Genomic DNA, 26,940 nt, shown 5'->3' with positions numbered 1-26,940 from the left:
TCCGCGCCACACATCGGACGATGACCAGCAAGACCAGCCTCGCCGCGCAGCCCGCCTTCTCCCGTCGCCTCGACGTGGCCGCGAGCCGTAACGAGCGGGCGCTGCTGAGCCTGATCCTGCGTCATGGGGTGATCGGACGCGCCGAGTTAGCCCGCGAGACGCACCTTACGATCCAGTCAGTCTCACGCCTGGTCGAGGGCCTGGAAGCGCGAGGCCTCGTGCGGCGCGGCGAGCGGATCAGCACGCGCGGGAACCCGTCAGGTGGATTTGGCATAGAGTTGGCCCCAATTGGCGCTTTCACTTTTGGCGTCTCGCTGATGACCGACGCTCTCTCCGTGGTTCTGATGAACTTGCGGGGCGAAGTGCTCGACAATCACTTCGAGCCTCGCCGGGACATGTCCGCGGAAGCCGTCTTGGCCCGCGTGCAGGACTTGTTGAAAGCCATGAGCGACCAGCACGTGCCGGACCGTTCACGGCTGCTGGGCGTCGGCGTCGCAGTGACCGGCTATTTCGTCGAGGACGGGCGCCGCCTCAATCCGCCGGCGCCGCTGGACGATTTCGCGCTGATCGACCTGCGCGCCATGTTCTCCAGCCGCCTGGGCCTGCCTGTCATCATCGAGAACGACGCTTCGGCCGCCGCACTCGCCGAGGGCTTCCTGGGCGTAGGTCGCGCCCACCCGACGTTCGCCTATGTTCACTTCGCCGCCGGCGTAGGCGGCGCCCTGGTCTTGAACGGCGAACTCGTGCGGGGCGCCCGCGGCAACGCGGGCGAAGTGGCCGGCGCCCTGCCATTGCGGCTGTTCGATGATCGCCCGACGATGAGCCTGCTTCTTGAAATGGTCCGCGATGCGGGCGTCGACGTCGACTCGATCTCCGACCTGACGGCGAGGTTCGCGCCCGATATGCCGGGTGTCGCAGCTTGGCGCGCGCGTGTGCGCGAGCCCCTCGACGTCATCGTTTCAGCCTTGGGCGCCGTGGCGGACCCGGAAGTCATAGTCCTGGGCGGACGCATTCCCACCACCTTGGCCCAGGCCTTAATTCCGGATATCGCGCCCTTCGAGTCCCCCCGACGGGGCGCGCCGCGCCCGCTTCCCCCGATCATGCCGGCGGGGGTCGCAGACGAGCCCTCGGCGCGCGGCGCCGCGATCCTGCCCCTGAAGGCGCATCTCTTCGCTTGAGACCATCAGGCGATCCGCCAGTCGTCATCCTCGAATGAACCGAGCGTCACTGCCCGACGCTGTATCGCCTGCCCCGCCCGGCGCGGACCTGCGGAGCTTGACCGGAACGTGTCACGCCACGGACCCCGGTCTCCCGGCGGTTTCGGCCTGTAAGATGGGTCCCAGATTGCAATCCTATCCGTCCATCCTGGCGATCTTGAAGTGTTGCTCACAAAGGGCCGCGCTTCCAAAGATGGTCATGAAGGCGATGTCGGCCGCGTCCCGCCCGGTCGCGACGCGGACTAAGCTTTCGGTGCGCGCCATGCCGGTGGCGTCAATCAGCCACCAGCGACCGCCCAGATAGACCTCGGCGACGGCGTGCAGGTCGGGCGGGTCCAGACCCCAGGCATAGGCGCTCACGGCCCGCGCTGGAACATTGGCCGCGCGGCAAAGCGCAACCATCAGGTTGCTGAAGTCACGGCAAACGCCGGCGCGGTCGATGAAGGTGTCGACAGCCGTTGTCGCCGAGTGGCTGACGTTGGCCTGATAGTCGATGTGACTGGCGATCCAAGCGACGATCGCCGCCACCTTGGTCCCGCCGCTCAACGCGCCGAACTCCCGCTCGACAAACCGCATGAGGCGATCCGAGGGGCTGTAACGGCTTGTGCGAAGATAGGCTAGCGTGTCGCCCGGCAGGTGATGGATCGCTAACTCAGGGGCGTTGAGGAAATCGTGTTCCGAGGGCGCGACCTCTACGGTTGCGCGATAGAGCGCGTTTACACGGCCCGTCGCCGTAAACACTGTTCGGCGCTCACCAGTCACGGCGTCGTCGATACGCGTCGCTGTGACAGGCGGCCAGAACGTTAGGGCCTCGGCCAATACCGTCTGCCCATGCCCGTGCGAGGCCTCAACCAAGAGTAACACCTCGCAAGGCGCTGGAAAGTCGTAGGTCAGCGAAGCTTCAATGTCGAAGCGCATGGTTGATCCTGAAAGCGAGCGACGCGTGGCCGCCGTTACGAATTAATCCCGCCACCAGAGCGAGTTCTCGCGTGGAACGGAAAAATATTTAATAAATATTGTGTCGACGATTTGGGAAAATAAGCGCATTGTCAAACAGTAAAATATCCTCCGAAAACTGAAATAGTCGATGGAGGTGTGTAGAATTTTTTATCGATATGATTTTTCTGAGCTCGCTTTGGCGCGTCGATACGCTGTCGAGCCCTTTATGAAGGTTCGCCGAGATGTTGCCCCGCCTCCAACGCAACGCCCAGCTCATCACGCAAGCCCGCGACCTCCATCCTCTTGCCGACCGACTGCAGCCCGATCACAACGCCGCGCACTTTCTGGTGCATGAGACTCTGATGACGGCGCTCGGTCTGCCGGACGATGAACGCGGGACCGAAGAGCGAGGACGTGACCTGCGCCGCTGGATGATCGCCCATCTGCGGACCAGTCAAAAATCGATCCCCTCTGTCGCGCCCGCAAGACGTTGAAACTGGAGCCCAGCCATGTCTGATCCTGAGAGTCCATCAACGCCCCCCGATCTTAGGCTCGTTGCAAAATCCGAGTGTGATCGCGGCGAGCACAGCCTTGCCAGCGACGCGCTGCGAGCCTTGAGGCAGTTGGAGCGGCGGATACGCACTGGCCATCTTGATCCGGTGAACATCCGCGAAGTTCAGCAGCTGGCCACGCTGGGTTTGGCCCAGCACGGCCGGGGCGGTTGGCGGCCAACGGCTGCGGGGCTGGTCTATCTGGAACGATGCGAGAGCGATAACGCGCTCGGCCCCAACGGCCTTGCATGACGTCCGCCCGATGGCCTCGTACGAGCGTCACCGCCGGCCGCAGCGCAGACCTCCCCGTTTGGAGACACTGAAAGCACGGGCATGAGCGACGACCTTCAGTATCTGCGACAAGAATGCGAACAGCTTCGCCGGAGCTGCGATGACGTTCAGCGTCAGCTCAATGCGCTGACAGCACAGGTCGGCTGGCTCGCCGAAAAGCTCGGCCAGAAGGCCTCGGATGCGGCCTTGCAAGCGGGACGCTCTCCGCGCCGTGAAGACTAAAATCCGAGCGCTGATGGGTTGCCGCGCGTCCGGCGCCTTTGATGTCGCCCCTACGGGGCAAGGAACATTTCGATGAAAAAGCCGATCGTCCAGCGCGTTGTCATCACAGTTTGCCGCAAGGCGGGCCTGTGGGCGGCCGAAGAGGAAGGGATCTTCTTTGCGACGTCAGCCGACAAGGATATCGTCAAGGCTTCGGCCGCCAAACGCGCTCAAGTCTGCTTTGGGCAGGGAAAAGCCTGCCAGATCCGAATTTCAGGCGAGCACGGCTTTGTCGCCGAACCGGTCGCATGATCTCCCCTGCTCAACCGAACGCTGGCCATGTCGGCCAGCTTGAAGGCCGCTTGAACGCCTCCTGAAGGGACTTGAACATCCGGAAGAGATCGGTCGCGCTGGGCCATCTCGCGATGTGATGAGGGGCGCCTTCTCGGCCGGGCGCCGGATATCGCGTTTCTGGAAGCAGGCCAAAGACGGCGATTCGATTTCCTGGCGAGCAGACGGGAACTCACCGCCACTGACGCGGTTGGGTCTTGAGCCGCGCGGCTTGCCCGGTGAGCCAAGGACGTCTCCCCATGCGTATCGCCCAAGTATCCCCGCTTTATGAGGCCGTGCCCCCGCGCCTCTATGGCGGCACCGAACGGGTTGTGGCCCATCTTTCCGACGCCCTGGTCGAGCTTGGCCATGACGTCACCCTTTTCGCCAGCGCCGAGGCCCGCACGCGGGCCCGTTTGGCCCCGGTGCGCGACCAGGCTCTGCGCCTGGACCCAGCGCCGCTCAAATCAGACCTCGCGGCGCACATGAGCATGCTGTGGGAAGTCCGGCGACGGGCGCACGAGTTCGACCTGATCCACTTTCATACCGACATGATCCAGTTTGGCATGTTCGCCGACATGCCGGAAAAGACGATCACCACGCTGCACGGCCGCCTGGATCTGAAGGATCTGGCTGGCGTCTATCAACGCTTTTCGCAGTTCGGCGTGGTCTCGATCTCGGACGCCCAACGCACGCCCCTTCCGGACGCCAACTGGCTCGGTACGGTGTTGCACGGCATGCATATCGAGGATGAAGTGTTGCCGGCCGCCGCCGGCGGCTATCTTGCCTTCCTGGGGCGCATCTCGCCCGAGAAGGGGCCAGACCGCGCGATCGATATCGCACGTCGCGTGGGCATGCCGATCAAGTTGGCGGCCAAGGTCGATGATGCTGATCGCGCCTATTTCCACCAGGTCATAGAGCCGTTGCTCTCCGATCCGCTCGTCGAGTTCGTCGGTGAGATCGGTGACCGCGACAAGGCGCAGTTCCTGGGTGCGGCGGAAGCCCTGCTGTTCCCGATCGACTGGCCGGAGCCCTTTGGTCTGGTGATGATCGAGGCCATGGCGCGCGGAGCACCGGTGATCGCTTACGACCATGGCTCGGTCCGGGAGGTCCTGGTCGACGGTCTGACCGGTTTCATCGTCAACGGCGAAGAAGAAGCGGCGAAGGCGGTAGGACGTCTTGACGCGTTGAGCCGAAAGACGATCCGCGATTGCTTTGACCTGCGGTTTTCCGCCGTCGCCATGGCTCGTCGTTACATTGAACTCTATGATGACATGCTTAAGGCCGGGCGTCCGGCGCTGAGCCTGGCCTGCATCGCCTGACCCTGGAAGGAGGTCCGGAGATGAATCAACCGGTTCCCGTCGACACTGCGCCCAGCGAACACTTAGATGCGCGCGAACCACGCTCGCCGTTCAGACTGTTCGCACTCAAGGACCATGACACCTTCATGGTCGCCGACGCGTTCGGCGACATCGTCGGCGCGGGCGATGGCCTATTTCATAACGACACGCGGCTGATCTCCAGGCTGAGGCTGACTTTGGGCGGCCACCAACCGTCCCTGTTGAGCGCGGCGGTGTCGCAGGACAACGTCTTCTTCAGCAGCCACAACACCAACCAGGACTTACCCCTGCTGGGGGCGGGGGCCGCGCCTCATGGCGTGATCCATGTCGAGCGGAAGCGTTTCCTGTGGGACCGCCGGTGCTATGAGCGCCTAACCTTCACCAACTACGGTCGCGACCTGGTTATGGCGCCCGTGGCGCTGGAGTTCGACGCCGACTTCGCCGACATGTTCGAGGTTCGGGGCTCCAAACGCATCGCGCGCGGCCGCCGGTCGCCGGCCCGCGCGGCGGGGCGCAGCGTGGCCTTCGACTATGTGGGCCTGGACAACATCGAGCGGGGCAGCGTCATCAGTTTTTCGGAGCCGCCGGGTCGATTGACCGCGAACCGCGCGGACTTTCTGTTCATGCTCTCCAGCGAAGATCGTTTCGAGCTCTATCTCGAGATCGGCCCGGTCCTGGCCCCCGCGCCCTGCCGCGAGCGTTGGCGGGCGGCCGCCGCGCAGGCGCGCCTGGACATGCGGCGGCGTACGCGTCGAGGCGCGCGCGTGCATAGTTCGGGCCGTCTGTTCAACGAGTGGATCCAGAAATCCAGAGCTGATCTCGCCCTGCTGACGACGGAGCTAGATACAGGGCCCTACCCCTACGCCGGCATTCCCTGGTTTTCGACACCGTTCGGACGCGATGCAATCATCACCGCCTGGCAGGTGTTGTGGATCGAGCCTGGTCTGGCCCGTGGCGTCCTGTCCTATCTGGCTCGACATCAGGCGATGGAGATATCGGCCTTTCAGGACAGCGCGCCGGGCAAGATCATGCACGAGACCCGGCGGGGCGAGATGACCACGCTCGGTGAGTTGCCGTTCGGGCGCTATTACGGGGGGGTCGACACGACGCCGCTGTTTGTCGCCCTGGCCTGCGCCTACGCCGAACGCACGGGCGACTTGGACTTTGTCGACGCGCTGTGGCCGTCGTTGCGGAAGGCCATCGCGTGGATCGAGGATTTCGGCGACAGCGACGGAGATGGCCTGATCGACTATGCGCGCGGCGCCGATACGGGCCTGTCGAACCAGAACTGGAAGGACAGTGAGGACAGCGTCTTTCATGCCGACGGCCGCTTTCCCGCGGGGCCCATCGCCGTGGTCGAAGTACAGGGCTACGCCTTCGCGGCGTTCAAGGGCATGGCGCGGCTGGCCGAACGGCGGGGCGAGGCCGAACTGGCCCAGGGCTGGCTCGCCCGCGCCCATCAGCTTCGTGACGTGGTCGAGAGCCGGTTCTGGATGGAGGACCAGCAGTTCTACGCCATGGCCATCGACGGCCAGGGCAAGCCCTGCGAAGTCCGCGGCTCCAATGCTGGCCACCTGCTGTTCTCGGGCTTGCCCAGCCCTGACAGGGCTCAGGCGGTCATCCAGACTCTTCTGGCGCCGGACTTCAACGCAGGGTGGGGGATACGGACCCTGGCCCAGGGACAGCCGCGCTATAATCCGATGTCCTATCACAACGGGTCGATCTGGCCTCACGATACGGGCCTTTGCGCGCAGGGCATGGCCAATTACGGCGAGCGCGACGGCGTGGTGCGGCTGACCGCAGGCCTGTTCGAGACCGCCGCTAGCTTCGAGATGCGTCTTCCCGAACTGTTCTGCGGCTTCAAGCGGGCTGCGGGCGAACCGCCGGTCGCGTACCCTGTCGCGTGCCTGCCGCAGGCTTGGGCGGCCGGATCGATCTTCATGATGCTGCAGGCGTGCCTGGGCGTGACGGTCGATGGATGGACCGGCGCGGTCAGCGTCACCCAGCCGCGCCTCCCGATTGGGATCGATCGGCTGGAGATCGAGGATCTTCCGCTCGGCGCCGCGCGGGTCGACATCCGTTTCCATCAGAAGGACGATCAGGTCGAGGTCTTGATCGTCAGAAAGGACACTTAGCGCCCCCGCCGCGTCTGAGGTTCGAGAAGCAGGACATCCAAGGCGGGTATCCCACGGGGGCGTTCGAGAACGTCTCGCAAGACCTGCCGCTCTTGGAACAAGGCCACAAGCCCCCCGTTACCCCTTCCAACAGTCTCCCTGGCTGTTTTATGGAGACCACGAAGATGGCTGACGCCCCCAAACTCGACGCCGTGGCCCTGCTGAAGGCCGACCACAGAAAGGTCGAAGACCTTTTCGCCCAATTCGAAGCCGCCAAGGGTGACGGCAAGAAAAAGGTCCTGGCCGAAAAGATCTGCATGGAGCTGACGGTCCACACAAAGCTCGAAGAGGACATCTTTTACCCGGCCTGCGAGGGCAAGGTGGAGGAGGACCTGCTCAAGGAGGCCTATGTCGAGCATGACGGCGCCAAGGTGCTGATCGCCGAGATCGAGGCTGGCGGTCCGGATGACGCGTTCTACGACGCCAAGGTCAAGGTGCTGTCGGAAATGATCGAGCACCACGTTAAGGAGGAAGAACAGCGCGTCGAAGGCATGTTCAGCCAGGCCCGCAAGGCCGGCCTCGACATGGACGCGCTGGGGGAGCAGATGGCGGCGGAGAAGGCGCAGCTGATCGCCAGCTACAAAACTGGCGGGCCGCCCGTTCCCGAGACGACCACCCTGCAGGGTACAGTGCTCGCAAAGCCCTGATCAGGCTGTCGACGGGCTTTGCAAAGGCGACGGGTTATCCCGTCGCCTTTCTGCATTGCGCGGATCTTCAGGGGGCTGAGCCTCACCCGTCCGCGCCCAAACAAGCAAACGGATGAGCTAGAGATCGATTTTGCTCAAGACGCCGGCTGAAGTGTCCGGTCTGGGCGCGGGCGAAGCGCCAGGCGCTATCGGCCTGGCTTGAGACTAAGGCGCCCAGGGGTTTGACCACACGTCACAACCGGACTCCCCCCCCAGACACAGAACCTTCGTTTTTCCGTCGCCAAAGCGCGACGAAACCTTAGCCTTGGCGTCGTCGAGCCTCCTTATGACCGGCCCCAATCAGCGGTGGGAGTCGGCTCGTGTCCAAGTTTGTGTCTCGCAAAGTGATCGCAGGTCTGTTGGCGACGAGCGCCCTGAGCGCCCCGGTCATCGCCTCCGCGCAGGACGCGACGACCGTCGATGAGGTGGTGATCACGGGCCAGCGCGAAGCCCAGCGCGCCGCCATCGCGGTCAAGCGTGAAGCGTTCGTCGTGTCTGACGTGGTTTCCGCCGACGACATCGGCAAGCTGCCGGATCACAACACCGCCGCCGCCCTGCGCCGGATCCCCGGCATCTCGGTCATGGAAGACCAGGGCGAGCCCCGCTTCCCCGTCGTCCGCGGCCTGCGGTCGACCTACAACCGCACCACGATCGACGGTGCGCCCGTGGCCTCTGTAGACGAGAGCGATCGCACCGTGCCGATGGACATCGTCCCCTCGGTGATGGCAGGCCGCCTGGAAGTCATTAAGACAGTGACGCCGGAGAATGACGGCAACGCCATCGGCGGCGTCATCAACGTCACGACTCGCAGCGCCTTCGACGCCAAACGCCCGTTCTTCAACGGCATGGCCTCTTACGGCCAGTATGAGCGTAGCGGCGATGTCCGAAACGACAAGCCTTCGTATCGCCTGGCCTTCGCCGCCGGTCGCACCTTCGGCGCCGAGGATCAATGGGGTGTCGTCGTCGGCGGCTCTCACGAGCAACTGGACTACGACATCCCCCAAGTCGAGGCCGCCTCGCCCAGCGTTCGGGAGTACACCGCCGCCGGGGCGCCGGTGCTGTCGGGCGCGGCGACGGGCAACGGCTTCCAGGTGCCCACTCAGGTGCGCCTGTTCTGGTACAACAACACCAAGCAGCGCAGCGGCTTGAACGCCAAGCTCGAATACCGCCCGAGCGATACGTTCCGCTGGGACGCCTCGGTGCTGGCCTCGCGCATGGAGGATGACGAAGAGCGGATCGAGTATCGGATCGAACCGCTGGGCAATGTCGCCAACCAGACCCCGACCAGCGGCGCCTTCGCGCGCGGCCGTGGCATCATCCACCTGAACCAGCCGATCACGACCCGCGAGATCGGCCTGGCCCGCACGGGTTTTGCCTGGTCCTTTGCGCCGAACTGGAAAGCCGAAGGCGGTTTCGTCTACTCATTGGCCGGCCTCAAGGTGCCCAATCACTCGGTAGAGTTCCGTACTGTCGACGCCCAAGGCGCCAACTACGCCTTCACCTACGACACCACCAATCCGTTGTTCCCGACCTTCAACCCGATCAACGAAGCGGCGCTGCGCAATCCGGCCAACTACGTCTTGCAGCAGCACCGGGACGCGCTGACCAAGGCCAACGAAAGCACGAGCGAGGCGCGCTTGGACTTCGCCTATGACGACGAAGCCCACTGGCGAGTGAAGTTCGGCGGCGTTCTGCGATCCAGCGAACGCGACTCGCGCAACAGTCAGGTGACCTATCGCGCTGGATCGGGCTTCACCTACACCCTCGCCGAAGTGGACAAGCCTGGCCCGGCCGAGCTGATCGCCGGTCGCTACCGTCTTGATCCGCGCATCGATGCGGACGCAGCCACCGCCTTCTTCCGCGCCAATCGCGGCCGCTTCACAACCACCGTGGCCGCGCCGACCGGCAACTACGATGTCGGCGAGGACGTGCAGGCCGGTTACGCACAGGCCAGCTATCAGGTCGGCGACCTGACCCTTCTGGGCGGCCTGCGCTATGAGCACACCAAGGTGGAGTCCGACGCGGTGCGCAACACCGGCGGCGTGCTGACCCCGGTGTCCAACAACGGCAGCTACGACAACTGGCTGCCCAGCCTGCACCTGCAGTGGAAGCCGCGTGAGGACCTGATCGTCCGCGCGGCCTGGACCAACACCATCGGCCGACCGGACTATGGCTCTCTGGCCGCAACCGAGAACCTGAATTTCGACGGCAGCCAGCCGACTCTCTCGCGCGGCAACCCCAACCTGAAGGCGCGCGAGAGCGAAGGCTTCGACATCTCCGTCGAGCTCTATCCGACTGACGGCATGATCTCGCTGGCCCTGTTCTCCAAGGACATCAAGAACGAGATCTTCACCCTGTCGTCGAGCGAGCGGCTGGACGTCGGCCGGGGCGTGGAGACGGTCCTGATCTCGACGCCGCGCAACGCCGAGACGGCCAAGATCAAGGGCGTCGAGTTCGCGGTGCAGCAGGCCTTCACCTTCCTGCCGGCGCCGTTCGACGGGTTCGGCTTCAACGGCAACGTCACCTGGCTCGACACCGAGTTCACGTTCCTGACCTCGACCGGTCCGCGCGTCACGGGCCTGTTCCAACAGCCGGAGATCACCACCAACGCGGCGGTCTACTATCAGCGCGGCCCCTTCGAGGCCCGCGTGTCGCACAACTACATCGGCGGCCAGCTGGAGACGATCAACGACGCCAACGTCAATTCCGACCAGTACTGGAAGGGTCGCCACGTGTTCGACGCCAGCCTGTCCTGGCGCTGGAACAAGCACGTGAGCCTGTTCGTCGAAGGCCAGAACCTGTCGAACACCGGCCGTCAGGAAGTGACTGGCCCTGGCCGCCGCAATCTTCAAGAGTGGGCGAACTACGGCCGGACCTATTGGGTCGGCGCGGCCGTGAACTTCTAGGCGGAGAGGTAGGGTCGTGTCGCTCGTCCTAGCTCTAGTGGTCGCGCTTCAGGCCGCGCCGACTCCCGTATCGCCGAGCACGGCGGGCTTCGAGACGGTTCGCCGCTACGCCAGCAACGCGAGCCAAGGCGTCGCGGTCGGGCCGCACGACCTCTACGCGGTCAGCAACTTCAACATCGTTCGTCTCGACAAGAAGACGGGCGAGAAACGCGGGGAATGGACCGGCGAGCGGTCGCGCTTTCCGCACATCAATTCCTGCGCCGTGATCGGAAGGGATCTGGTGTGCGCCAGCTCCAACTTCCCGGGCACGCCGCAGGTCAGCACGGTCGAGTTCTTCGATCCCATGAGCCTGGCGCATCGCAAGAGCGTCTCTCTGGGCCTGGGTACGGGTTCGATCACCTGGGTGGACCGCAAGGACGGCTTCTGGTGGGCGATGTTCGCCAACTATGACGCGAAGGGCGGCGAGCCCCCGCGCGACCACCGCCATACGACCCTCGTCAAGTTCGACGACCAATGGCGGCGACTTGAAGGCTGGGCCCTGCCCGCCACGATCCTGGAGCGCATCAAGCCGATGAGCATCTCGGGGGGCGGTTGGGGTCCCGACGGTCGCCTTTATCTCAGCGGCCACGACCTGCCGGAACTCTACGTCGTGGCGGTTCCGAATGGCGGCGGTGTGCTCGACCATCTGGAAACCCTGCCGATGGAGGCCGAGGGGCAAGCCATTGACTGGGATGAGAGCGACAAGGGAACGCTCTACGGTATCACCCGTCGCAGCCGCGAAATCCTGCGGATGACCGCCCCGACCTCGGTCAAACGCTGAGACGGGCCGCTCCTTCGGCTCGCAACTCGAAAACCGTTGAGGCTCAGACCTCGCGCATCTAACAAGTGTTTGATCGCGACGATGGGAGAGCTCGCATGACCACCGCCTATATCTGTGACGGGATCCGCACCCCGATCGGCCGCTATGGCGGAGCTCTCTCGAAGGTGCGCGCCGACGATCTGGCGGCGATCCCGCTGAAGGCCCTGGCCGCACGCAATCCCGGCCTGGATCTTTCCGCCATCGACGAGGTGGTGCTGGGCAGCGCCAACCAGGCCGGTGAGGACAACCGCAACGTCGCGCGCATGGCGCTGCTGCTGGCCGGCTATCCTGTCTCGGTTCCGGGCGTCACCGTCAACCGCCTCTGCGCCTCGGGCCTGGAGGCCGTCGGCTATGCCGCGCGCGCCATCGCTTCGGGGCACAACGACCTCGTCATCGCCGGCGGGGTCGAGAGCATGAGCCGCGCGCCGTTCGTGATGGGCAAGGCCGATAGCGCCTTCTCCCGCAACGCCGAGATCTTCGACACCACCATCGGCTGGCGCTTCATCAACCCCACCATGCGCAAGCTGTACGGCGTCGACTCCATGCCCGAGACCGCCGAGAACGTCGCTGACGACTACGGCGTCAATCGCCAGGACCAGGACGCCTTCGCCCTGCGCAGCCAGGCCCGCGCCGCCGCCGCCCAGGCCAACGGCTTCCTGGCCGGCGAGATCACGCCCGTGGAGATCCCCGGCAAGGCCGGTCCGACGATCGTCGATCGCGACGAGCACCCCCGCGAGACCACCCTGGAGGCCCTGGCCAAGCTGAAACCGATCGTCCGCGAGGGCGGCACGGTGACGGCCGGCAACGCCTCGGGCGTCAATGACGGCGCGGTGGCCCTGATTATCGCGTCGGAGGACGCGGTGAAGCGCCATGGCCTGACGCCGCGCGCCCGGATCACCGGCTACGCCACCGCCGGGGTCGAGCCGCGCGTCATGGGCATCGGTCCCGTTCCCGCCGTCCGCAAGCTGATGGGCAAGACGGGCCTCGCCATCGGCGACTTCGACACCGTCGAGCTGAACGAGGCCTTCGCCGCCCAGGGTCTGGCGGTGCTGCGGCAGCTGGGCCTGTCCGACGATGGCGCGCACGTGAACGCCAATGGCGGCGCCATCGCGCTGGGCCACCCGCTGGGCGCGTCCGGCGCGCGGCTGGTGCTCACTGCCTTGCGTCAACTGGAGGCGAGCGGCGGCAAGCGCGGTCTCGCCACCCTCTGCATCGGCGTCGGCCAGGGCGCGGCGCTGGCCTTCGAGCGCGTCTAGTGTCGCTCGCCGATCCCGAACTGATCGAGGCTCTGCGCCATACGGTGCGGGCCCTGTGCCGCGACTTTCCCCCGCCCTATTGGCGGGGCCTGGATCGTGAGAAGGCCTACCCGACCGCGTTCGTGGCCGCCATGACCAAGGCAGGCCTTCTGGGCGTGCTGATACCCGAGGAATACGGCGGCGGCGGTCTTGGCCTGACGGCCGCCGCCGCGATCCTGGAAGAGGTCCACGCTAGCGGCGGCAACGCGGCAGCCCTGCACGCCCAGATGTACACCATGGGCACGGTGCTGCGGCACGGCTCGACGGCGCAGAAGAAGACCTGGCTGCCGCGCATCGCCGATGGTTCGATCCGCCTGCAGGCCTTCGGGGTCACCGAACCCACGGCCGGCACCGACACGACCTCGATCTCGACCTTCGCTCGCCGCGAGGGCGACACCTATGTCATCAACGGCCAAAAGGTCTGGACCAGCCGGGCCGAGCACTCCGACCTGATGGTGCTGTTGGCCCGCACGACGCCCAAGGATCAGGTCTCCCGCAAGGCCGACGGCCTGTCGGTGTTCCTGGTCGACATGCGCGCCGCGCTCGGCAAGGGCCTGACGATCAAGCCGATCGCCACCATGCTGAACCACGCCACGACCGAGGTCTTCTTCGACAACCTCGTCATCCCCGCCGACAGTCTGATCGGCGAGGAAGGCAAGGGCTTCCGCTACATCCTCGACGGGATGAACGCCGAGCGCATCCTGATCGGGGCCGAGTGCCTGGGCGACGCCGCCTGGCTGATCGGCAAGGCGCGCGACTACGCCAATAGCCGCGTGGTCTTTGGACGCCCCATCGGCCAGAATCAGGGTGTGCAGTTCCCGATCGCCCGCGCCTACGCCCAGACTCACGCCGCGCGCCTGACCATCTATGACGCTGCGGCGCGCTACGACGCGGGCCAGCCCTGCGGCGAGCAGGCCAATATCGGCAAGATGCTGGCCTCGGAAGCCTCGTGGGCGGCGGCCGACATGTGCCTTCAGACTCACGGCGGCTTCGGCTTCGCCGAGGAGTACGACATCGAGCGCAAGTTCCGCGAGACGCGCCTCTATCAGGTGGCCCCGATCTCGACGAACCTGATCCTGGCCTATGTCGCCGAGCACGTGCTCGGCCTGCCGCGCTCGTACTGATGTCGCCGTACGCGGACTGGATTGGGCGCACACGCGAGAGGACCGCCGTGCTGGAGGCCGCCGACCTCGCCAGGCTGGCGGCGCTGCTGGATCGACCGCCGCCCTCCGAGGTCCCGCCGGCCTGGCACTGGGCTTGTCTCGCCGAACCTGTGTCCCGCGCCGACCTCGGCCCCGACGGCCACCCGCGTCGCGGCCTCTTCCTCCCGCCGATCGAAGCGCCGCGCCGGATGTTCGCCTCGGCCGACATGACCTTTTCCGGCGCGCTGCTGGCGGGTCAGGAGACCGACCTGGTCGAGACCATCGCCAATATCGAGGAAAAGCCGGGCGCCAGCGGCCCCCTCACCTTCGTCACCGTCAATCGCGAGATCTCACAGGCTGGCGAGGTCCGCGTCCGGGAGCGTCAGACCCTCGTCTACACGGGCGCTGCGCCCGCGCCGCGCGTGGCCGACAGCGAGCCGGCTCCCGTGGCCGCATGGAGCCGCGCCACGGCGACCGATCCCGTGCTGCTTTTCGCCTTCTCCGCCGCCACCTCGAACAGCCACCGCATCCACTATGACCTGAGCTATGCGACTCAGGCCGAGGGGTATCCCGGCCTCGTCGTGCATGGGCCTCTGATCGCCCTGCTGCTGCTCGACGCCATGCCTCCCCGCGAGATCAGCCACTTTTCGTTCCGCGCGCTCAAACCCGCCTACGCCGGCGAGACGGTCACGGCGGAGGGGCGCCTGACAGAAGACGGCGCGGACCTGTGGGCCCGCTGCGGCGACGCCACCCTGATGCGGGCCCGCGTCGCGTTCTGAGCGCCCTACTCCTCCAGCGTCGACGTGTCGAAGCCGTGGTAAAGCGACAGAAACCGGAAGGGGTGGCCGGGCACGTACGCGCTGAACATCACGTTGTTGATGTCGCTGAAGGTGTCGAAGGCGCCGATCTTCGCGTCGGGGACCTTCAGCGCCAAGTGATGTCGCGCCAGGTTCAGGGCGACTTGGTCGATCCAGCGGGTGACGGTCTCTCGCGACAGCCGCTCATCCAGATAGGCCCGCAGCCAGCGCAGCATGATCGCGGTCGTCGCCGTCGGCTGCGCCAACAGCAGGTTCGCGGTGATCCGCGAACCTGCCTGGGTGTTGCGTTCATTCTCGTTGATGACGAAGTCGGCGTCGCGCCACTGGTCCAAAAGGTCCTCGACGCCTCGCTGTAGCAAGAGGTCGATGTCGGAGACGAAGACGGGCCTTTGCAGCATATCCAGCAGCCCGCCCAGGCGCTGGAAACGCACCGACTGGTAGTGCGCGACAGGGATCTCGATCAGCCCCTTGGGAGGGGCTTCGTAACACCGGGTAGTGATGGCCGAGGCGTCGAAGGTGTCACCGGTGAAGATGAGGCGGGGGTCGCTCACGCCAACGGTTGCGGCAGCCTCCGCGAGGCGTTCGGCCCCACCGATCACGTGGATCACCACCAGGAACGGCACGTCGCTGTGCTTGATGACCGACAAGGCCAGCCAGCGCCCGTAGAGCTCGACATAGCGCGCGTCGGCCGCGGCGAAGAACACGACCTGGGCGCCCACGGCGTCGGCGTGCGCCTTCAGCCCCTCGCCGTCGAGCGTGCGGCCATCGCCGGTCAGAAAGACCTGAGGGCCATCGTCCAACGCGTCGGGCGTAGGCGCGTCCAGTTCGGCGCCGGTCAACGCCTCCATGACCACTTGATAGTGGATCACCCAGTCGCGCCATTCCGGCGTCGGAGGCTCGACCCGCAGCGCCGCCGCCTCGTCGAGCAACGCTTCGAACAAGGCCAGACGCTCGGCGGCAAGCGGCTCGCACAGGATCAGGCTGACGGCGTCATGATAGTACTTCATGCGCCCCAGCGGATGCAGGCCGGAGTCCGTGTCGCGCGCGGCGGCTATTGCCCTAGCCAACTCCGCCGCGATGTCGAGCGGGGCTTCCGTCGTCGCGACCGGCGCCGCGTCATCGGCGCTCACGCCCTCGAAGAAGCGCCCGAGCAGCGCCTTCCCGGCGTCTTGGGTCGGAAGTACGCCTTCCCCTGTCAGGATCTCGTAGCGCAGGCCGCCTCGCCAGCCGACCTGCAGCTCGAAGCGGTCGGTGGCCTGCCGCCAGTGCGCTTCAGCCGGAAAGGCCATGCGCTCAACGAGCGGAGTCTTGGGCGCCAGGATCAGCGCGCCCTGCTCATGGTCCACGCCCCACCGGTGATGGGCGAAGCCGCGATGCGGGCCTTCAACCGGCAGCATCTCGAGATAGCGCGACGGCGTGGTGATCCAGCCAGCTTCAGCGATTAGCGGCAGACGCTCCAGCAACGCCGACGGACGGGCCAGGGTCTGGAGCACATGCGGCGCGACGGCATAGTTGAAGCGTCCCTCGCGCGCGACCTGCGCCAGCAGGCCTCGGTAGGTCTCCGGATCGGACAGATCACCGGCATGCGCCCCGTTTGCCCCCCCAAGCGTGGCGTCACGGAGGTCCTCTGGCCATCCTGGCGGCCCGCCGCCGATCAGCAGCACGCTGAATGCGGGATCCGCCGCCTTGCGCGCCCGCAGATGGGCGACCAGCGGGCCAAGATCGTTCAGTCCGGACAGTTGCGCGAACTGCGAGGGACGCGCGGCCCTGCGCTTGAACAGAAAATCCAGCTGTAGAAGCCCGCCGTCCTGCACGCCGCGCAAGCGGTGGAAATCGGTCACGTCGACCGGGACGAAGCCCATAGACTTCAGTTGCGCGAACACCAGCTCGGCCGGCGGCGCGCCCTGGTTGAAGTTCACGACCGAGATCTCGAGGAGGATGTAGTCGGCCTGGCGCAGGACGGTCTCGCCGCCGCGCAGCACGTCCAGTTCCGCGCCCTGGGTGTCGATCTTCACGAAGTCGAAGCGACGCCCCGCCAGCAAATCATCCAGCCGCGCCTTGGGCACGACGCGGCGGATCATCACATCGTCGCGGAAGAAGTCGGTGTTCTCGCGATAGAGCGATGTCCCCGTCGACTGCAGCCATTCCTTGGTCAGGAACAGCTCAGCCTCGCCGTTCTCGTCCGAGGCGGCGACCATGTGCCGTTCGAACGGCATCGCCGCCAGATCGGGCTCGCAGAATGGATTGGGCTCGACCAGCGTCGGCGCGCAGTCGGGAAACACCTGCAGGAAGCCGCGCGTGAAGCTGCCGACATGCGCGCCGACGTCCAGCATCGTGCGCGGCGCATAGCCGTCCAGCTTTAGGGCCTGTAGTTGGTCGTGGTTCACCGATCCTGGCCTTCCCAGAGACGCCCATCCGGCGCCATGGCCTTGACGGCGTGACGCCGCGCCAACTCGTGACGATAGACCGCGTGCAGATCGGACTCGCTCTGGACCTCCCGCTCATCGCGATCCAGCGACAGCCCGATCTCCAGGTAGGTGGAGAGATTGGCGAGGTTGGGCTTCGGGCGATGGCCGGCTTGATACTCGGCGATCATCTCGCTGTAGAGCGCCTCCAGCTTGTCGGCCAACAGGTCCATGTCGAACAGGACGCAGGTGTCGCGATTGGCCTCCAGCGTCGCGCGCAAGGCTTGGGCGCGCGCACGGTCAGAACCGATCTCGACAGCCTTTTCGACATAGGCTTCAGCGCTGTCGACGACCAATTCAGGCAAGCCGGCGCTACGCACCAGGCTGCCGCAGACCCGCGAAGCGAACGAGCGGCCGGACCAAGTCAGCACCGGCACAGCCATCCAGAGGGCGTCGGAGGCCGTCGTGTGGGCGCCATAGGGCGTGGTGTCGAGGAACAGGTCCGCCAGGCGATAGCGCGCCAGATGGAAGGCGTTCTGCATCTTCGGCGCGAAGACCAGACGCGTCCGATCCACACCGCGCGCCTCGGCGCTGTCGCGCAGGCGGGCGTTGGTCTCCGGGTTGCTTTCCAGCAGCCAGAGCACACTGCCGGGCGTGCGCTTGAGGATCTCCATCCATCGGTCGAAGACGTGCGGCGTGATCTTCTGCGTGCCGTTGAAGCAGCAGAACACGAAGGCGTCTGCGGGCAGGCCCGCCTCGGCGCGCGTCGGGACCTCGCTGGCCACGACGCGGCGGCGGTCGTTGGGCTGATAGCAGGGAATCCGACGGACGGCCTCGGAGTAATAGAGCTCCATCTCCGGCGGGATGATCCACGGATCGCCGATGATGTAGTGGTGATAGTCGCTGCCCATCGTGCCGGGATAGCCCAGCCAGTTGATGATAATCGGCGCAGGACGCCGCGCGAAGACGGCCGTGCGGGCGTCGCGGGTGTGGCCGTTCACGTCGACCAGAATGTCGATGCCGTCGTCGGCGATGCGCTGGGCGGCCTCGTCGTCGCTCATCAGGCGGATATCGGTGAAATGCTCGGCCGCCGCGCGGATTCGCGTGTTCAGGCCATCGCTGGACTCCGGTCCGCAGTAATAGGCGAAGACCTCGACCCTCGACTTGTCGTGCACCTCGAATAGTTCGGCCATCAGGTAACCCACGGCGTGGTCGCGCAGGTCGGATGAAATATAGCCAATCCGCGGCCGGCGGCCGGTGAGGTCGATCGGCGCATCACGGCGGTCGGCGCGGATCTGCTCGGGCGTGGTCTTGGCCTCGCGCTCGATGAACTGGTTGGCCGCGCCAAGTTGCAGAAGCGGATCATCCGAATAGGCCGCGATCGACAGCGGATTGACGCCGTTCAAAAGCGCTTCACGGCTGAGGCGATCGTTCGGCTGCACGGCGGGCCACTTGCACTGCGACAGGCGCGTGGCGACCAGCTGACCGATAACGTCCATGGCGCTGGGATCAATGTCGGCCGCGCGTTGCAGCGCCAATTCCGCCCGCGCAGGCTGGTGCATGTCGCCCAGCAGACGCGCGATCTGCTTGAGGCAGGTGAAGGCGTAGCTGACCCCCATGCCGCTGAGCACGAACGGCCGGTTGGCTCCGGCCTCCCAGGTCGCGATGGCCAGCTCGTTCAGCCCCGCCCGCTCCTGGAGTCCGCCCAGATTCACATAGGCGGGCATGAAGTCAGGGTTGATGGCTATGGCCTGCTCGAGCGAGGTGGCGGCGCCGACGTTATCGCCGAGCGCGGCCTGCAACACCGAGCGGTTGAACAGCGCCACGGACAGCTGCGGATGCTCGGCGTTGAACTTGACCCAAATCTTGTAGGCCTGGTCCGCGAGGGCCGGCTGCCCCTGGGTGGCGAGATCGCCGGCAAGCGTGATGACGTCGCCGAGCGAACAGCCTTCGGCGGTTAGTTTGCTGAGCATTTCCAGGGTGTCGACGTCAGCCATTGTCTTCCTGAAAGCGATAGGCGGCGGACAAGCACAGGGAAACGCAGAGCGCGAGTCAGCCCTGGGCGATGATGGCATGGGGCCGAAACCTCGACCATCGGCCGAAGAGCGATCCGCCGACCGCTCCGAACGGAGCGATCGGCGGAGGCCACGGTTAGGTGACGTTCAGATACGAGGCCACCTGAGCGTCGCTCAGGCTCTGCACCTGAGTGCTGGTCAGAGCATTCGCCTGCGTGCTGGTCATCGCCTCGATATTAGTGGTCGACAGATAGTCGAGCTGGGTCGACGTCAGACCTGGCAGCTGCGTGGGCTGCAATTGGCCGATCTGGGTCGTGGTCAAGCTGTCGATCACCGTGGTGGTCAGGGCGCCGAGCTGGGTTGAGGCCAGCGCGCCGATCTGGGTCGCGGTCAAGTCGGCGATATCGGTCGAGCTCAGCCCCTTCAGCTGCGTCGTCGTCAGCCCCTTGACCTGGGTCGTCGATAGCGCCGCCGTCTGGGTGGCGGTCAGCGCCGAGACGTTCGTCGCCGACAAGGCGGTCAACTGTGTGACGGCCAGCGCCGCGATCTGGGTGTCGGCGAACTCACCGATATCGGTCGTCGTCAGACCTGCCAGCTGGCTGCTGACCAGACCCTTGACCTGAGTGCTGCTGAGCGAACCGATCTGGGTCGCGTCGAGCGTCGAGAAGACCGTCGCCGTCAGGGCCCCCAGTTGAGTCCCGCTCAAGGCCGACAACTGGGTGGTCGTCAGCTGCTGGGCCTGGGTGGTGGCCAAGGCGGTGATCTGCGAATTGGTCAGCGCGCCCACCTGGGTGTTGGCAAGCTCACCAATATCCGTCGTCGACAGGCCCTTCACCTGATCAACCGTCAGCCCCTTGACCTGCGTTACGGTCAGCGCCGCCGTCTGCGTGGCGTTGAAGGCTGAGATGTTGGTCGTGGACAGGGCGGCCAGCTGGCTGGTGGCCAGGGCGGCGATCTGGGTGTCGCCCAATTCGCCGATGTCCGTCGTCGTCAAACCCTTTATCTGATCGACGGTCAGACCCTTGATCTGGGTGGTCGTCAAGGCCGCGACCTGGGTCGCGTTCAGCGCCGAGACGTTAGTCGACGACAGCGAACCGATCTGGGCCGCGCTTAGCGCTGCGATCTGGGTGTCGGCGAGCTCACCGATATCGGTGGTGGTCAGGCCCTTCAGTTGCGTGGCGGTCAGACCCTTCAACTGGGTGCTGCTGAGCGCGGCGACCTGCGTGCCGTTGAGGTTCGAGAAGCCGGTCGCGGTCAGGCCGCCCAGCTGCGTCGAGCTCAGCGCGCCCACCTGGGTGTCGGCAAGGTCGCTGATGTTGGTGGTGTTGAGGCCGCCGAGCTGAGCGACGGTCAGGCCCTTGACCTGTGTGGTCGTCAGGGCGCCCAACTGGGTTCCGTTGAGCAGGCTCAGGTTTGTCGCCGGGATCGCCCCCACTTGCGTGGCCGTGAGACCGCCGATCTGGGTCGTCGACAACTCCTGCACCTGCGTCGAGGCCAGAGCCGCGATCTGGGCGGCGGACAGCGCGCCGATCTGGGTCGCCGACAGCTCGTCGATGTCGGTCACTGACAGACCCTTCAGCTGTGTAGCCGAAAGCGCCTGGATCTGGGTGTTGCTCAGCGCCGCAACCTGGGTGTCGGCAAACGCGGAGACATTGGTCGCCGACAGGTTCTTAAGCTGATCGGCGGTGAGCGCCGCGATCTGTGTCGTCGTGAACTCGGCCATGTCGGTGGTCGACAGGTTCTTGAGCTGATCAGCCGTAAGCGCCTTGACCTGCGTGCTCGACAGTGCGGCCACCTGGGTCGCATTCAAAGCGGAGAAGCCCGTCGTGCTGAACGCCGCGACCTGAGCCGTGGTCAAAGCACCGACTTGCGTATCGGCCAGCAGGCCAACCGCGTTGGTGGTCAGCCCTTTCACCTGGGTCGCCGTCAAACCCTTGATCTGGGTGCTGCTGAGGGCGCCCCAGTCCGTAGCGTCCATGTACTGCAGCGCCGTGGCGTCAAAGCCGCCGACCTGCGTCGCGCTCAGCGAGGCCATGACGGTCTCGTTGAAGGTCTGCGCATAGTAGGTCATGCCATTGATCTGAGTGGCCGAGAGGCCCTTCACCTGCGTCGCGGTCAGCGCCCCGACCTTGGTCTCATCCAGAGCCCTCAGATTGGTCGTCGACATGGCCGACATCTGGGTGCCTGTCAGAGCGGCCAGGTTTGTTGTGCTGAACGAACCCAGAATGCCGTTCGACATGGCCGCGATCGTCGTCGTGCTCAGACCGGGGATCTGGGTCGCTTCGAGATCGTTTTGGAACGCCACGACAAAGGCGTTGGACGCCGCCTTGCTGAGGGCGCCGAGCTGGGTCGTGCTCAGCGCCTTGACGGTCGTCGTGTCCAGCGACGCCAGATTGGTCGAGGCCAACGCCGCGATCTGCGCAGTCGTCAGCGCCGCGCCCTGCGTTTCGTTAATGCGTGCCAGGAACGCGCCGGACAGCGACGAAATCTGGGTCGTCGTCAGGGCCTTGATCTGGGTCGTGGTCAGCGCTTGGACTTGGGTCTCGTAAAGACCATCCAACATCGTCAGCGCCGAGAGGAAGTTGGTGCTTAGCTGACCCGCCTGGGTTTCGCTGATGTCGTTGATGAACACGCCGGCCATGGCTTTGCCCTGAGTCGCCGTCAGCGCCTTGAGCTGGGTGGCGGTCAGGCTCTGCGTCGCCGTCGTCGTCAGGGCGTTCAGACTGGTGGCGGTGATCGTCGCGATGACCGAGGTCGACAGGGCCGAGGCCTGTGTCGAGTCCAGATTATGGAGGAACCCAGGCGAAGGCAGACCTGTGATCTGCGTGGCGACCAGACCTTGGGCCTGCGTGCTCGAAAGGCTCTGGACTTGCGTTGTGCTCAGGCTGTCCAGCGCCGTTCCGGTGAGGGCCCCGATCTGCGTCGAGGCCAGGTTGGTGATCTGCGTCGAGAACTCGACGAATTCGTCCGCGCCCCAGCTCTTCAGCTGGGTCGCGGTGAGCCCCTTGATCTGGGTCGCCGACAACGCCTGCATCTGCGTCGTGTTCAGCGCCTTCAAGGCGGTGTTGCTGAGCGAGCCGAGTTGGGTGGCCGTGAGACCGCCGAGTTGGGTTGTCGACAGCTCCGCGACCTGCGTGTCCGCCAGGGTCGCGATCTGCGCCGTGCTGAGCGCGCCGATCTGCGTCGCCGACAGCTCGTCGATATCGGTCACCGACAGACCCTTCAGCTGCGTGGCCGAAAGCGACTGAATCTGGGTGTTGCTGAGCGCCGCGACCTGGGTGCCGACGAGGGCCGAGACATTGGTCGCCGAGAGGTTCTTAAGCTGGTCGGCCGTCAGCGCCTGGACCTGCGTGGTCGAGAACTCGCCGATGTCGGTGGCCGAGAGCCCCTTCAACTGGTCGGCGGTAAGCCCCTTGATCTGGGTCGTGCTCAGCGCCGCCAACTGGGTTGCGTCGAGCGCCGAGAACCCGGTCGCCGTCAGCGCGCCAAGCTGGGTCGCGGTCAGGGCCGCCACCTGGGTGTCGGACAGCTCGGCGATGTCCGTCGTCGTCAGGCCCTTCAGTTGGGTGGCCGTCAGGCCTTTGACCTGAGTGGTCGACAGCGCGGCCACCTGCGTCGCGTCAAGCGTCGAGAAACCGGTCGCCGACAGGGCGCCAAGCTGGGTCGCGGTCAGGGCCGCGACCTGGGTGTCGGCCAGTTCGCCGATATCCGTAGGCGTCAGGGCCGAGAGCTGGCTGGTGGTGAGACCTTTGATCTGGGTGGCGTTCAGCGCCGATACCTGCGTGGCGTTCCATGCCGAGAACTTGGTCGGCCCGATCGCCCCGATCACGGAGGAGCTCAGACCGGCGATCTGGGTGGTGGTGAGGTCTTGAACGTTCAGCGCCGTGATCTGAGCCGAGGAAAGCGCCCCGATCTGGGTGTCGGCCAGTTCGCTGATATCCGTCGTCGTCAGCCCGCCGAGCTGGGTGTTCGTCAGGCCCTTCATCTGGGTGACGGTCAACGCGGCGGTCTGGGTGGCGTCCAGCGCCGACAGGTTGGTGGCCGAGAGGTTCTTGATCTGGTCGGCGCTCAGCGCCCCGATCTGCGTATTGGCCAACTCGGCGACATCGGTCGTCGACAGACCCTTGATCTGGTCAGCCGTGATTCCCTTGATCTGGGTGGCGTTCAGCGCTCCCACCTGCGTCGCGTTCAACGCGGAGAAGTTTGTCGCGGTCAGCGCGCCGATCTGGACCGCCGACAGCGCGGAAACCTGGGTGGACGAAAGCTCGGCCACGTCCGTGGTCGTCAGAGCCTTCAGCTGCGTGGTCGTCACGCCCTTGATCTGGGTCTCGGTCAAGGCGGCGACCTGCGTGCCGTCGAGGGCCGAGAAATTCGTCGCGTTCAGAGCGCCCAGCTGGGTCGACGACAGGGCCGCGACCTGGGTGTCGGCCAGGGCCGAGATGTTGTTCGTCGTCAGCCCGGCCATCTGGCCGGCGGTCAGCCCCTTGATCTGGGTCGAGGTCAGGGCCCCAAGCTGGGTGGCGTTCAGCAGGCTGAGGTTGGTCGCGGTGATCGCACCCACCTGGGTCGAGGACAGCCCGCCGATCTGGGTCGTGGACAGTTCCTGCACCTGGGTCGAGGCCAGGGCCGTGATCTGAGCCGCCGAAAGCGCGCCGACCTGGGTGGCGGACAACTCGTCGATGTCGGTGGTCGTCAGGCCCTTCAACTGGGTGGCCGACAGCGCCTGGACCTGGGTGTTGCTCAGCGCGGCGATCTGGGTCTGGCTGAGCGCCGAGACATTGGCCGCCGACAGGTTCTTGATCTGGTCGGCGGAGAGCGCCGCGACCTGGGTGTCAGCCAGCTCGCCGATATCCGTAGCCGTCAGCCCCTTGAGCTGGTCGGCGGTGAGACCCTTGACCTGAGTGGTCGTCAGGGCCGCGACCTGTGTTGCGTTGAGGGCCGAGAAGCCCGTCGAGGTCAGGGCTCCCAGCTGCGTCGCGCTCAGAGCGCCGACCTGGGTGTCGGCCAGATCGACGATGTCAGCGGCCGTGAGGCCTTTCAACTGGGTGGCGGTCAGGCCCTTGACCTGAGTCGTGGACAGAGCGGCGGTCTGGGTCGCGTCCAGCGCCGAGAAGGCCGTCGCCGAGAGCGCGCCGATCTGCGTCGACGCCAGCGCCGCCAGTTGAGTCGTCGCCAGCTCACCAATGTCCGTAGCGTTCAAGGCGGCGAGTTGCGAGGTCGTCAGGCCCTTCACCTGGGTTTCGTTCAGAGCCCCGATCTGCGTCGCATCCAGCGCCGAGAAGTTCGTTGCTGACAGCGCGCCGATCTGGGCCGCACTGAGCGCGCTGACCTGAGTGGTCGAGAGGCTCTTGATGTTGGTCAGGCTGATCGCGGAAATCTGCGATGTCGCCAGAGCGCCAACCTGGGTCGCGGACAGCTCAGCGATGTCCGTCGTCGTCAGGCCCTGGAGCTGGGTGGTCGTCAGACCCTTGATCTGGGTGCCGTTCAGCGCGGCGACCTGGGTCTGGCTGAGGGCCGAGACATTGGTCGCCGACAGATTCTTGATCTGATCCGCCGTCAGGGCGGCGATCTGGGTGTCCGCCAGCTCGCCGATGTCGGTTGTCGTCAGGCCCTTCAGCTGATCGGCCGTCAAACCCTTGATCTGAGTGGTGGTCAGGGCCGCCGTCTGGGTGGCGTCCAGCGCCGAGACGTTGGTCGCCGTCAACGCGCCGAGCTGAGCGGTCGACAGCGCCGTCAGCTGAGTGGTGGACAGTTCGCCGATGTCGGTGGCGTTCAGCGCCTTCAGCTGCGAGGCGGTCAGGCCCTTGACCTGCGTTTCCGACAGGGCCGCGACTTGGGTGCTGTTCAGGGCGGAAAAGCCAGTCGCTGTCAGCGCGCCGAGCTGCGTCGACGACAGCGCCGCGACCTGAGTGTCGGCCAAATTGCCGAGGTTCGTGGTCGTCAGCCCCGCCATCTGGGCGCTGGTCAGGCCCTTGAGTTGGGTCGCGGTCAGCGCGCCGAGTTGCGTGGCGTCCAGCAGGGCCAAGTTGGTCGGGGTCAGCGCGCCGATCTGGGTGGAGGACAGGCCGCCAATCTGGGTGGTCGACAGCTCCTGCACCTGGGTCGAGGCCAGAAGGTTGATCTGCGCGGTCGTCAGCGCGCCCAGCTGCGTCGCCGACAGCTCGTCGATGTCGGTGGTGGTGAGCCCCTTGACCTGGGAAGCCGTCAGGCCCGCGACCTGGGTGGTCGTCAGGGCCGCTGCCTGGGTCTGGTTCAGCGCCGAAACATTGGCCGCAGACAGGTTTTTGATCTGATCGACCAGCAGCGCCGCCACCTGGGTGTCGGCCAACTCGCCAATGTCGGTGGCGTTGAGCCCCTTCAGTTGGTCAGCCGTCAGCCCCTTGATCTGGGTGGCCGAAAGCGCAGCCACCTGGGTCGCGTCCAGCGCCGACACGTTCGTAGCAGTGACGCCCGCCAGCTGGGTCGTCGACAGCGCGCTGATCTGCGTGCTCGACAGTTCGCCAATGTCGGCCGCCGACAGACCCTTCAACTGCGTCGTCGCCAGGCCCTTGACCTGGGTCGTCGACAGGACGGCGACCTGCGTCGCGTCCAGCGCCGAAACCGCAGTGGCGGTCAGAGCGCCAAGCTGAGAGGCCGACAACGCCGCGATCTGAGTGGTCGCCAGCTCGCCGATATCGGCGGCGGTCAGCGCGCCGAGTTGGGCGGTCGTCAGCCCCTTGAACTGCGTCTCGCTCAGCGAGCCGACCTGGGTGGCGTTCAGCGCCGAGAAGTTGGCCGCGCCCAGAGCCGCGACCTGGGTCGAAGCCAGGATCGCCAGCTGGGTCGTCGAAAGCTGCTGCGCCTGGGTGGTCGCCAGCGCGCCGACCTGGGACGTGCTCAGCGCCCCCACCTGGGTGTCGGCCAACTCGCCGATATCGGTGGTGGTCAGACCCTTGATCTGGTCAACCGTGACGCCCTTGACCTGAGTCACCGACAGCGCGCCCACCTGGGTGGCGCTGAGGGCTGAGAAATTGGTGGGCGACAGCGCGCCGACCTGGGCGGCGGACAGCGCCGCGACCTGGGTCGTCGCCAACTCGCCGATGTCCGTCGTGGTCAAGCCCTTGAGCTGGGTCGTCGAGAGCGCCGCCACCTGGCTGGTGCTGAGCGCGCCCACCTGCGTCGAATCCAGCGCCGACAGGTTGGTGACGCTGAGGGCGGCGATGCGATCGGTGGCCAGGGCGGCCAGCTGCGTGCTGGCCAGTTCGCCGATATCGGTGACGGTCAGGCCCTTGACCTGACTGGCCGTCAGTCCTTTGACCTGGGTCTCGTTGAGCTGGCCCACCTGGGTGGAGTCCAGGCCCGAGAAGTTGCTGGCCGAGAGCGCGCTGATCTGCGTCGCGCTGAGCACGGCGATGTGGGAGGTGTCGAGCGCCGCCAGTTGGGTGGAGGTGAGCGCCGAGACCTGCTGGGTGGAGAGTTGCGTCAGCTGGGTGACGTCGAAAACCACCGAAGTCGCGAACTTCGGGATCTGCGTCGCTGTCAGCGCCTTGACCTGGGTCGTCGAGAGCGCGGCGACCTGAGTGTCGGCGAGCGCGCCGATGCCCGTCGCGCTGATGGCGGCGATCTGCGTTCCGTTGAGGGACTGAATGTCCGTGGTGGTCAGCCCTTGGATCGCGGTGACCGAAAGGGCCGAGATCTGCGCCGCGGAAAGACTGGAGATCGCCATACGTCCATCCTTGCTGGTGGACGCCCCCATCGCGCGCCCGAGCAGTGCTGAAGACGCCCTCGTACG

At 65.8% G+C, this 26,940-nt stretch carries 16 protein-coding genes and 1 pseudogene; 13 read left to right on the top strand and 4 right to left on the bottom strand.

The window, feature by feature from the left end; all coding sequences use genetic code 11:
- The first annotated feature begins 20 nt into the window (after positions 1-20).
- A complete protein-coding gene (locus CSW63_RS08225) occupies positions 21-1,178 on the top strand; it encodes an ROK family transcriptional regulator (protein WP_099503820.1) in 1,158 nt (385 codons plus the stop codon).
- 174 nt (positions 1,179-1,352) lie between these two features.
- Here the strand turns inward: CSW63_RS08225 and CSW63_RS08220 are convergent, their stop codons facing one another.
- On the bottom strand, positions 1,353-2,135 hold the full coding sequence (locus CSW63_RS08220) for a transglutaminase family protein (protein ID WP_099503822.1): 783 nt from the start codon (positions 2,133-2,135) through the stop codon (positions 1,353-1,355).
- 263 nt (positions 2,136-2,398) lie between these two features.
- On the opposite strand from CSW63_RS08220, the gene CSW63_RS08215 reads away from it, so the two are divergent.
- The 12 genes and pseudogenes from CSW63_RS08215 (at position 2,399) to CSW63_RS08160 (ending at position 14,710) form a co-directional block, all read left to right on the top strand.
- Positions 2,399-2,650 (top strand): hypothetical protein, encoded by a 252-nt coding sequence (locus CSW63_RS08215; protein WP_099503824.1) that lies wholly within the window; start codon positions 2,399-2,401, stop codon positions 2,648-2,650.
- 15 nt (positions 2,651-2,665) lie between these two features.
- A complete protein-coding gene (locus CSW63_RS08210; protein WP_099503826.1) occupies positions 2,666-2,959 on the top strand; it encodes a hypothetical protein in 294 nt (97 codons plus the stop codon).
- 81 nt (positions 2,960-3,040) lie between these two features.
- Positions 3,041-3,220, top strand: a complete 180-nt coding sequence (locus CSW63_RS08205) for a hypothetical protein (protein ID WP_246842046.1) — start codon at positions 3,041-3,043, stop codon at positions 3,218-3,220.
- Between the two features lie 72 nt (positions 3,221-3,292).
- Positions 3,293-3,511: a hypothetical protein gene (locus CSW63_RS08200; protein WP_099503828.1), complete on the top strand. Its 219-nt coding sequence runs from the start codon at positions 3,293-3,295 to the stop codon at positions 3,509-3,511.
- Between the two features lie 278 nt (positions 3,512-3,789).
- On the top strand, positions 3,790-4,851 hold the full coding sequence (locus CSW63_RS08195; RefSeq protein ID WP_099503830.1) for a glycosyltransferase family 4 protein: 1,062 nt from the start codon (positions 3,790-3,792) through the stop codon (positions 4,849-4,851).
- 20 nt (positions 4,852-4,871) lie between these two features.
- Positions 4,872-7,004, top strand: a complete 2,133-nt coding sequence (locus CSW63_RS08190) for an amylo-alpha-1,6-glucosidase (RefSeq protein ID WP_099503832.1) — start codon at positions 4,872-4,874, stop codon at positions 7,002-7,004.
- 164 nt (positions 7,005-7,168) lie between these two features.
- Positions 7,169-7,690 (top strand): hemerythrin domain-containing protein, encoded by a 522-nt coding sequence (locus CSW63_RS08185; protein ID WP_099504029.1) that lies wholly within the window; start codon positions 7,169-7,171, stop codon positions 7,688-7,690.
- 325 nt (positions 7,691-8,015) lie between these two features.
- Positions 8,016-10,635: pseudogene (locus CSW63_RS08180) on the top strand (TonB-dependent receptor).
- Between the two features lie 16 nt (positions 10,636-10,651).
- The gene (locus CSW63_RS08175) at positions 10,652-11,455 is read left to right on the top strand and encodes a hypothetical protein (protein ID WP_062093760.1); all 804 of its coding nucleotides are present in this window, start codon (positions 10,652-10,654) and stop codon (positions 11,453-11,455) included.
- 95 nt (positions 11,456-11,550) lie between these two features.
- Positions 11,551-12,750, top strand: coding sequence for a 3-oxoadipyl-CoA thiolase (pcaF, locus tag CSW63_RS08170; RefSeq protein ID WP_062093759.1), 1,200 nt, complete (start codon positions 11,551-11,553; stop codon positions 12,748-12,750).
- Positions 12,750-13,913, top strand: a complete 1,164-nt coding sequence (locus CSW63_RS08165) for an acyl-CoA dehydrogenase family protein (protein WP_062093758.1) — start codon at positions 12,750-12,752, stop codon at positions 13,911-13,913. The genes pcaF and CSW63_RS08165 overlap by 1 nt, the downstream gene beginning before the upstream one ends.
- Positions 13,913-14,710 (top strand): MaoC family dehydratase N-terminal domain-containing protein, encoded by a 798-nt coding sequence (locus CSW63_RS08160; RefSeq protein ID WP_062093757.1) that lies wholly within the window; start codon positions 13,913-13,915, stop codon positions 14,708-14,710. Before CSW63_RS08165 ends, CSW63_RS08160 begins: the two co-directional genes overlap by 1 nt.
- Positions 14,711-14,715: 5 nt before the next feature.
- Here the strand turns inward: CSW63_RS08160 and CSW63_RS08155 are convergent, their stop codons facing one another.
- The 3 genes from CSW63_RS08155 to CSW63_RS08145 form a co-directional block, all read right to left on the bottom strand.
- Positions 14,716-17,154, bottom strand: a complete 2,439-nt coding sequence (locus CSW63_RS08155) for an FkbM family methyltransferase (protein ID WP_062093756.1) — start codon at positions 17,152-17,154, stop codon at positions 14,716-14,718.
- Positions 17,133-19,151 carry an N-acetylglucosamine transferase gene (locus tag CSW63_RS08150; RefSeq protein WP_062093755.1) on the bottom strand — a complete coding sequence of 673 codons (2,019 nt, stop codon included), beginning with the start codon at positions 19,149-19,151 and terminating at the stop codon, positions 17,133-17,135. Before CSW63_RS08150 ends, CSW63_RS08155 begins: the two co-directional genes overlap by 22 nt.
- 154 nt (positions 19,152-19,305) lie before the next feature.
- The gene (locus CSW63_RS08145) at positions 19,306-26,904 is read right to left on the bottom strand and encodes a hypothetical protein (RefSeq protein ID WP_062093754.1); all 7,599 of its coding nucleotides are present in this window, start codon (positions 26,902-26,904) and stop codon (positions 19,306-19,308) included.
- Positions 26,905-26,940: the final 36 nt, after the last annotated feature.

Source organism: Caulobacter sp. FWC26 (assembly GCF_002742645.2).
Lineage (GTDB): Bacteria > Pseudomonadota > Alphaproteobacteria > Caulobacterales > Caulobacteraceae > Caulobacter.
Note: the sequence above shows the minus strand (reverse complement) of the source record. Positions and strands in the feature narration are given on the sequence as shown.

Excerpts from the sequence above, each read along its gene's own strand:
- CSW63_RS08150 (WP_062093755.1), bottom strand. The coding sequence starts at position 19,151 with ATGGCTGACGTCGACACCCTGGAAATGCTCAGCAAACTAACCGCCGAA.
- CSW63_RS08205 (WP_246842046.1), top strand. The coding sequence starts at position 3,041 with ATGAGCGACGACCTTCAGTATCTGCGACAAGAATGCGAACAGCTTCGC.
- CSW63_RS08190 (WP_099503832.1), top strand. The coding sequence starts at position 4,872 with ATGAATCAACCGGTTCCCGTCGACACTGCGCCCAGCGAACACTTAGAT.
- CSW63_RS08215 (WP_099503824.1), top strand. The coding sequence starts at position 2,399 with ATGTTGCCCCGCCTCCAACGCAACGCCCAGCTCATCACGCAAGCCCGC.
- CSW63_RS08185 (WP_099504029.1), top strand. The coding sequence starts at position 7,169 with ATGGCTGACGCCCCCAAACTCGACGCCGTGGCCCTGCTGAAGGCCGAC.
- pcaF (WP_062093759.1), top strand. The coding sequence starts at position 11,551 with ATGACCACCGCCTATATCTGTGACGGGATCCGCACCCCGATCGGCCGC.
- CSW63_RS08210 (WP_099503826.1), top strand. The coding sequence starts at position 2,666 with ATGTCTGATCCTGAGAGTCCATCAACGCCCCCCGATCTTAGGCTCGTT.
- CSW63_RS08220 (WP_099503822.1), bottom strand. The coding sequence starts at position 2,135 with ATGCGCTTCGACATTGAAGCTTCGCTGACCTACGACTTTCCAGCGCCT.
- CSW63_RS08160 (WP_062093757.1), top strand. The coding sequence starts at position 13,913 with ATGTCGCCGTACGCGGACTGGATTGGGCGCACACGCGAGAGGACCGCC.
- CSW63_RS08145 (WP_062093754.1), bottom strand. The coding sequence starts at position 26,904 with ATGGGGGCGTCCACCAGCAAGGATGGACGTATGGCGATCTCCAGTCTT.
- CSW63_RS08195 (WP_099503830.1), top strand. The coding sequence starts at position 3,790 with ATGCGTATCGCCCAAGTATCCCCGCTTTATGAGGCCGTGCCCCCGCGC.
- CSW63_RS08200 (WP_099503828.1), top strand. The coding sequence starts at position 3,293 with ATGAAAAAGCCGATCGTCCAGCGCGTTGTCATCACAGTTTGCCGCAAG.
- CSW63_RS08225 (WP_099503820.1), top strand. The coding sequence starts at position 21 with ATGACCAGCAAGACCAGCCTCGCCGCGCAGCCCGCCTTCTCCCGTCGC.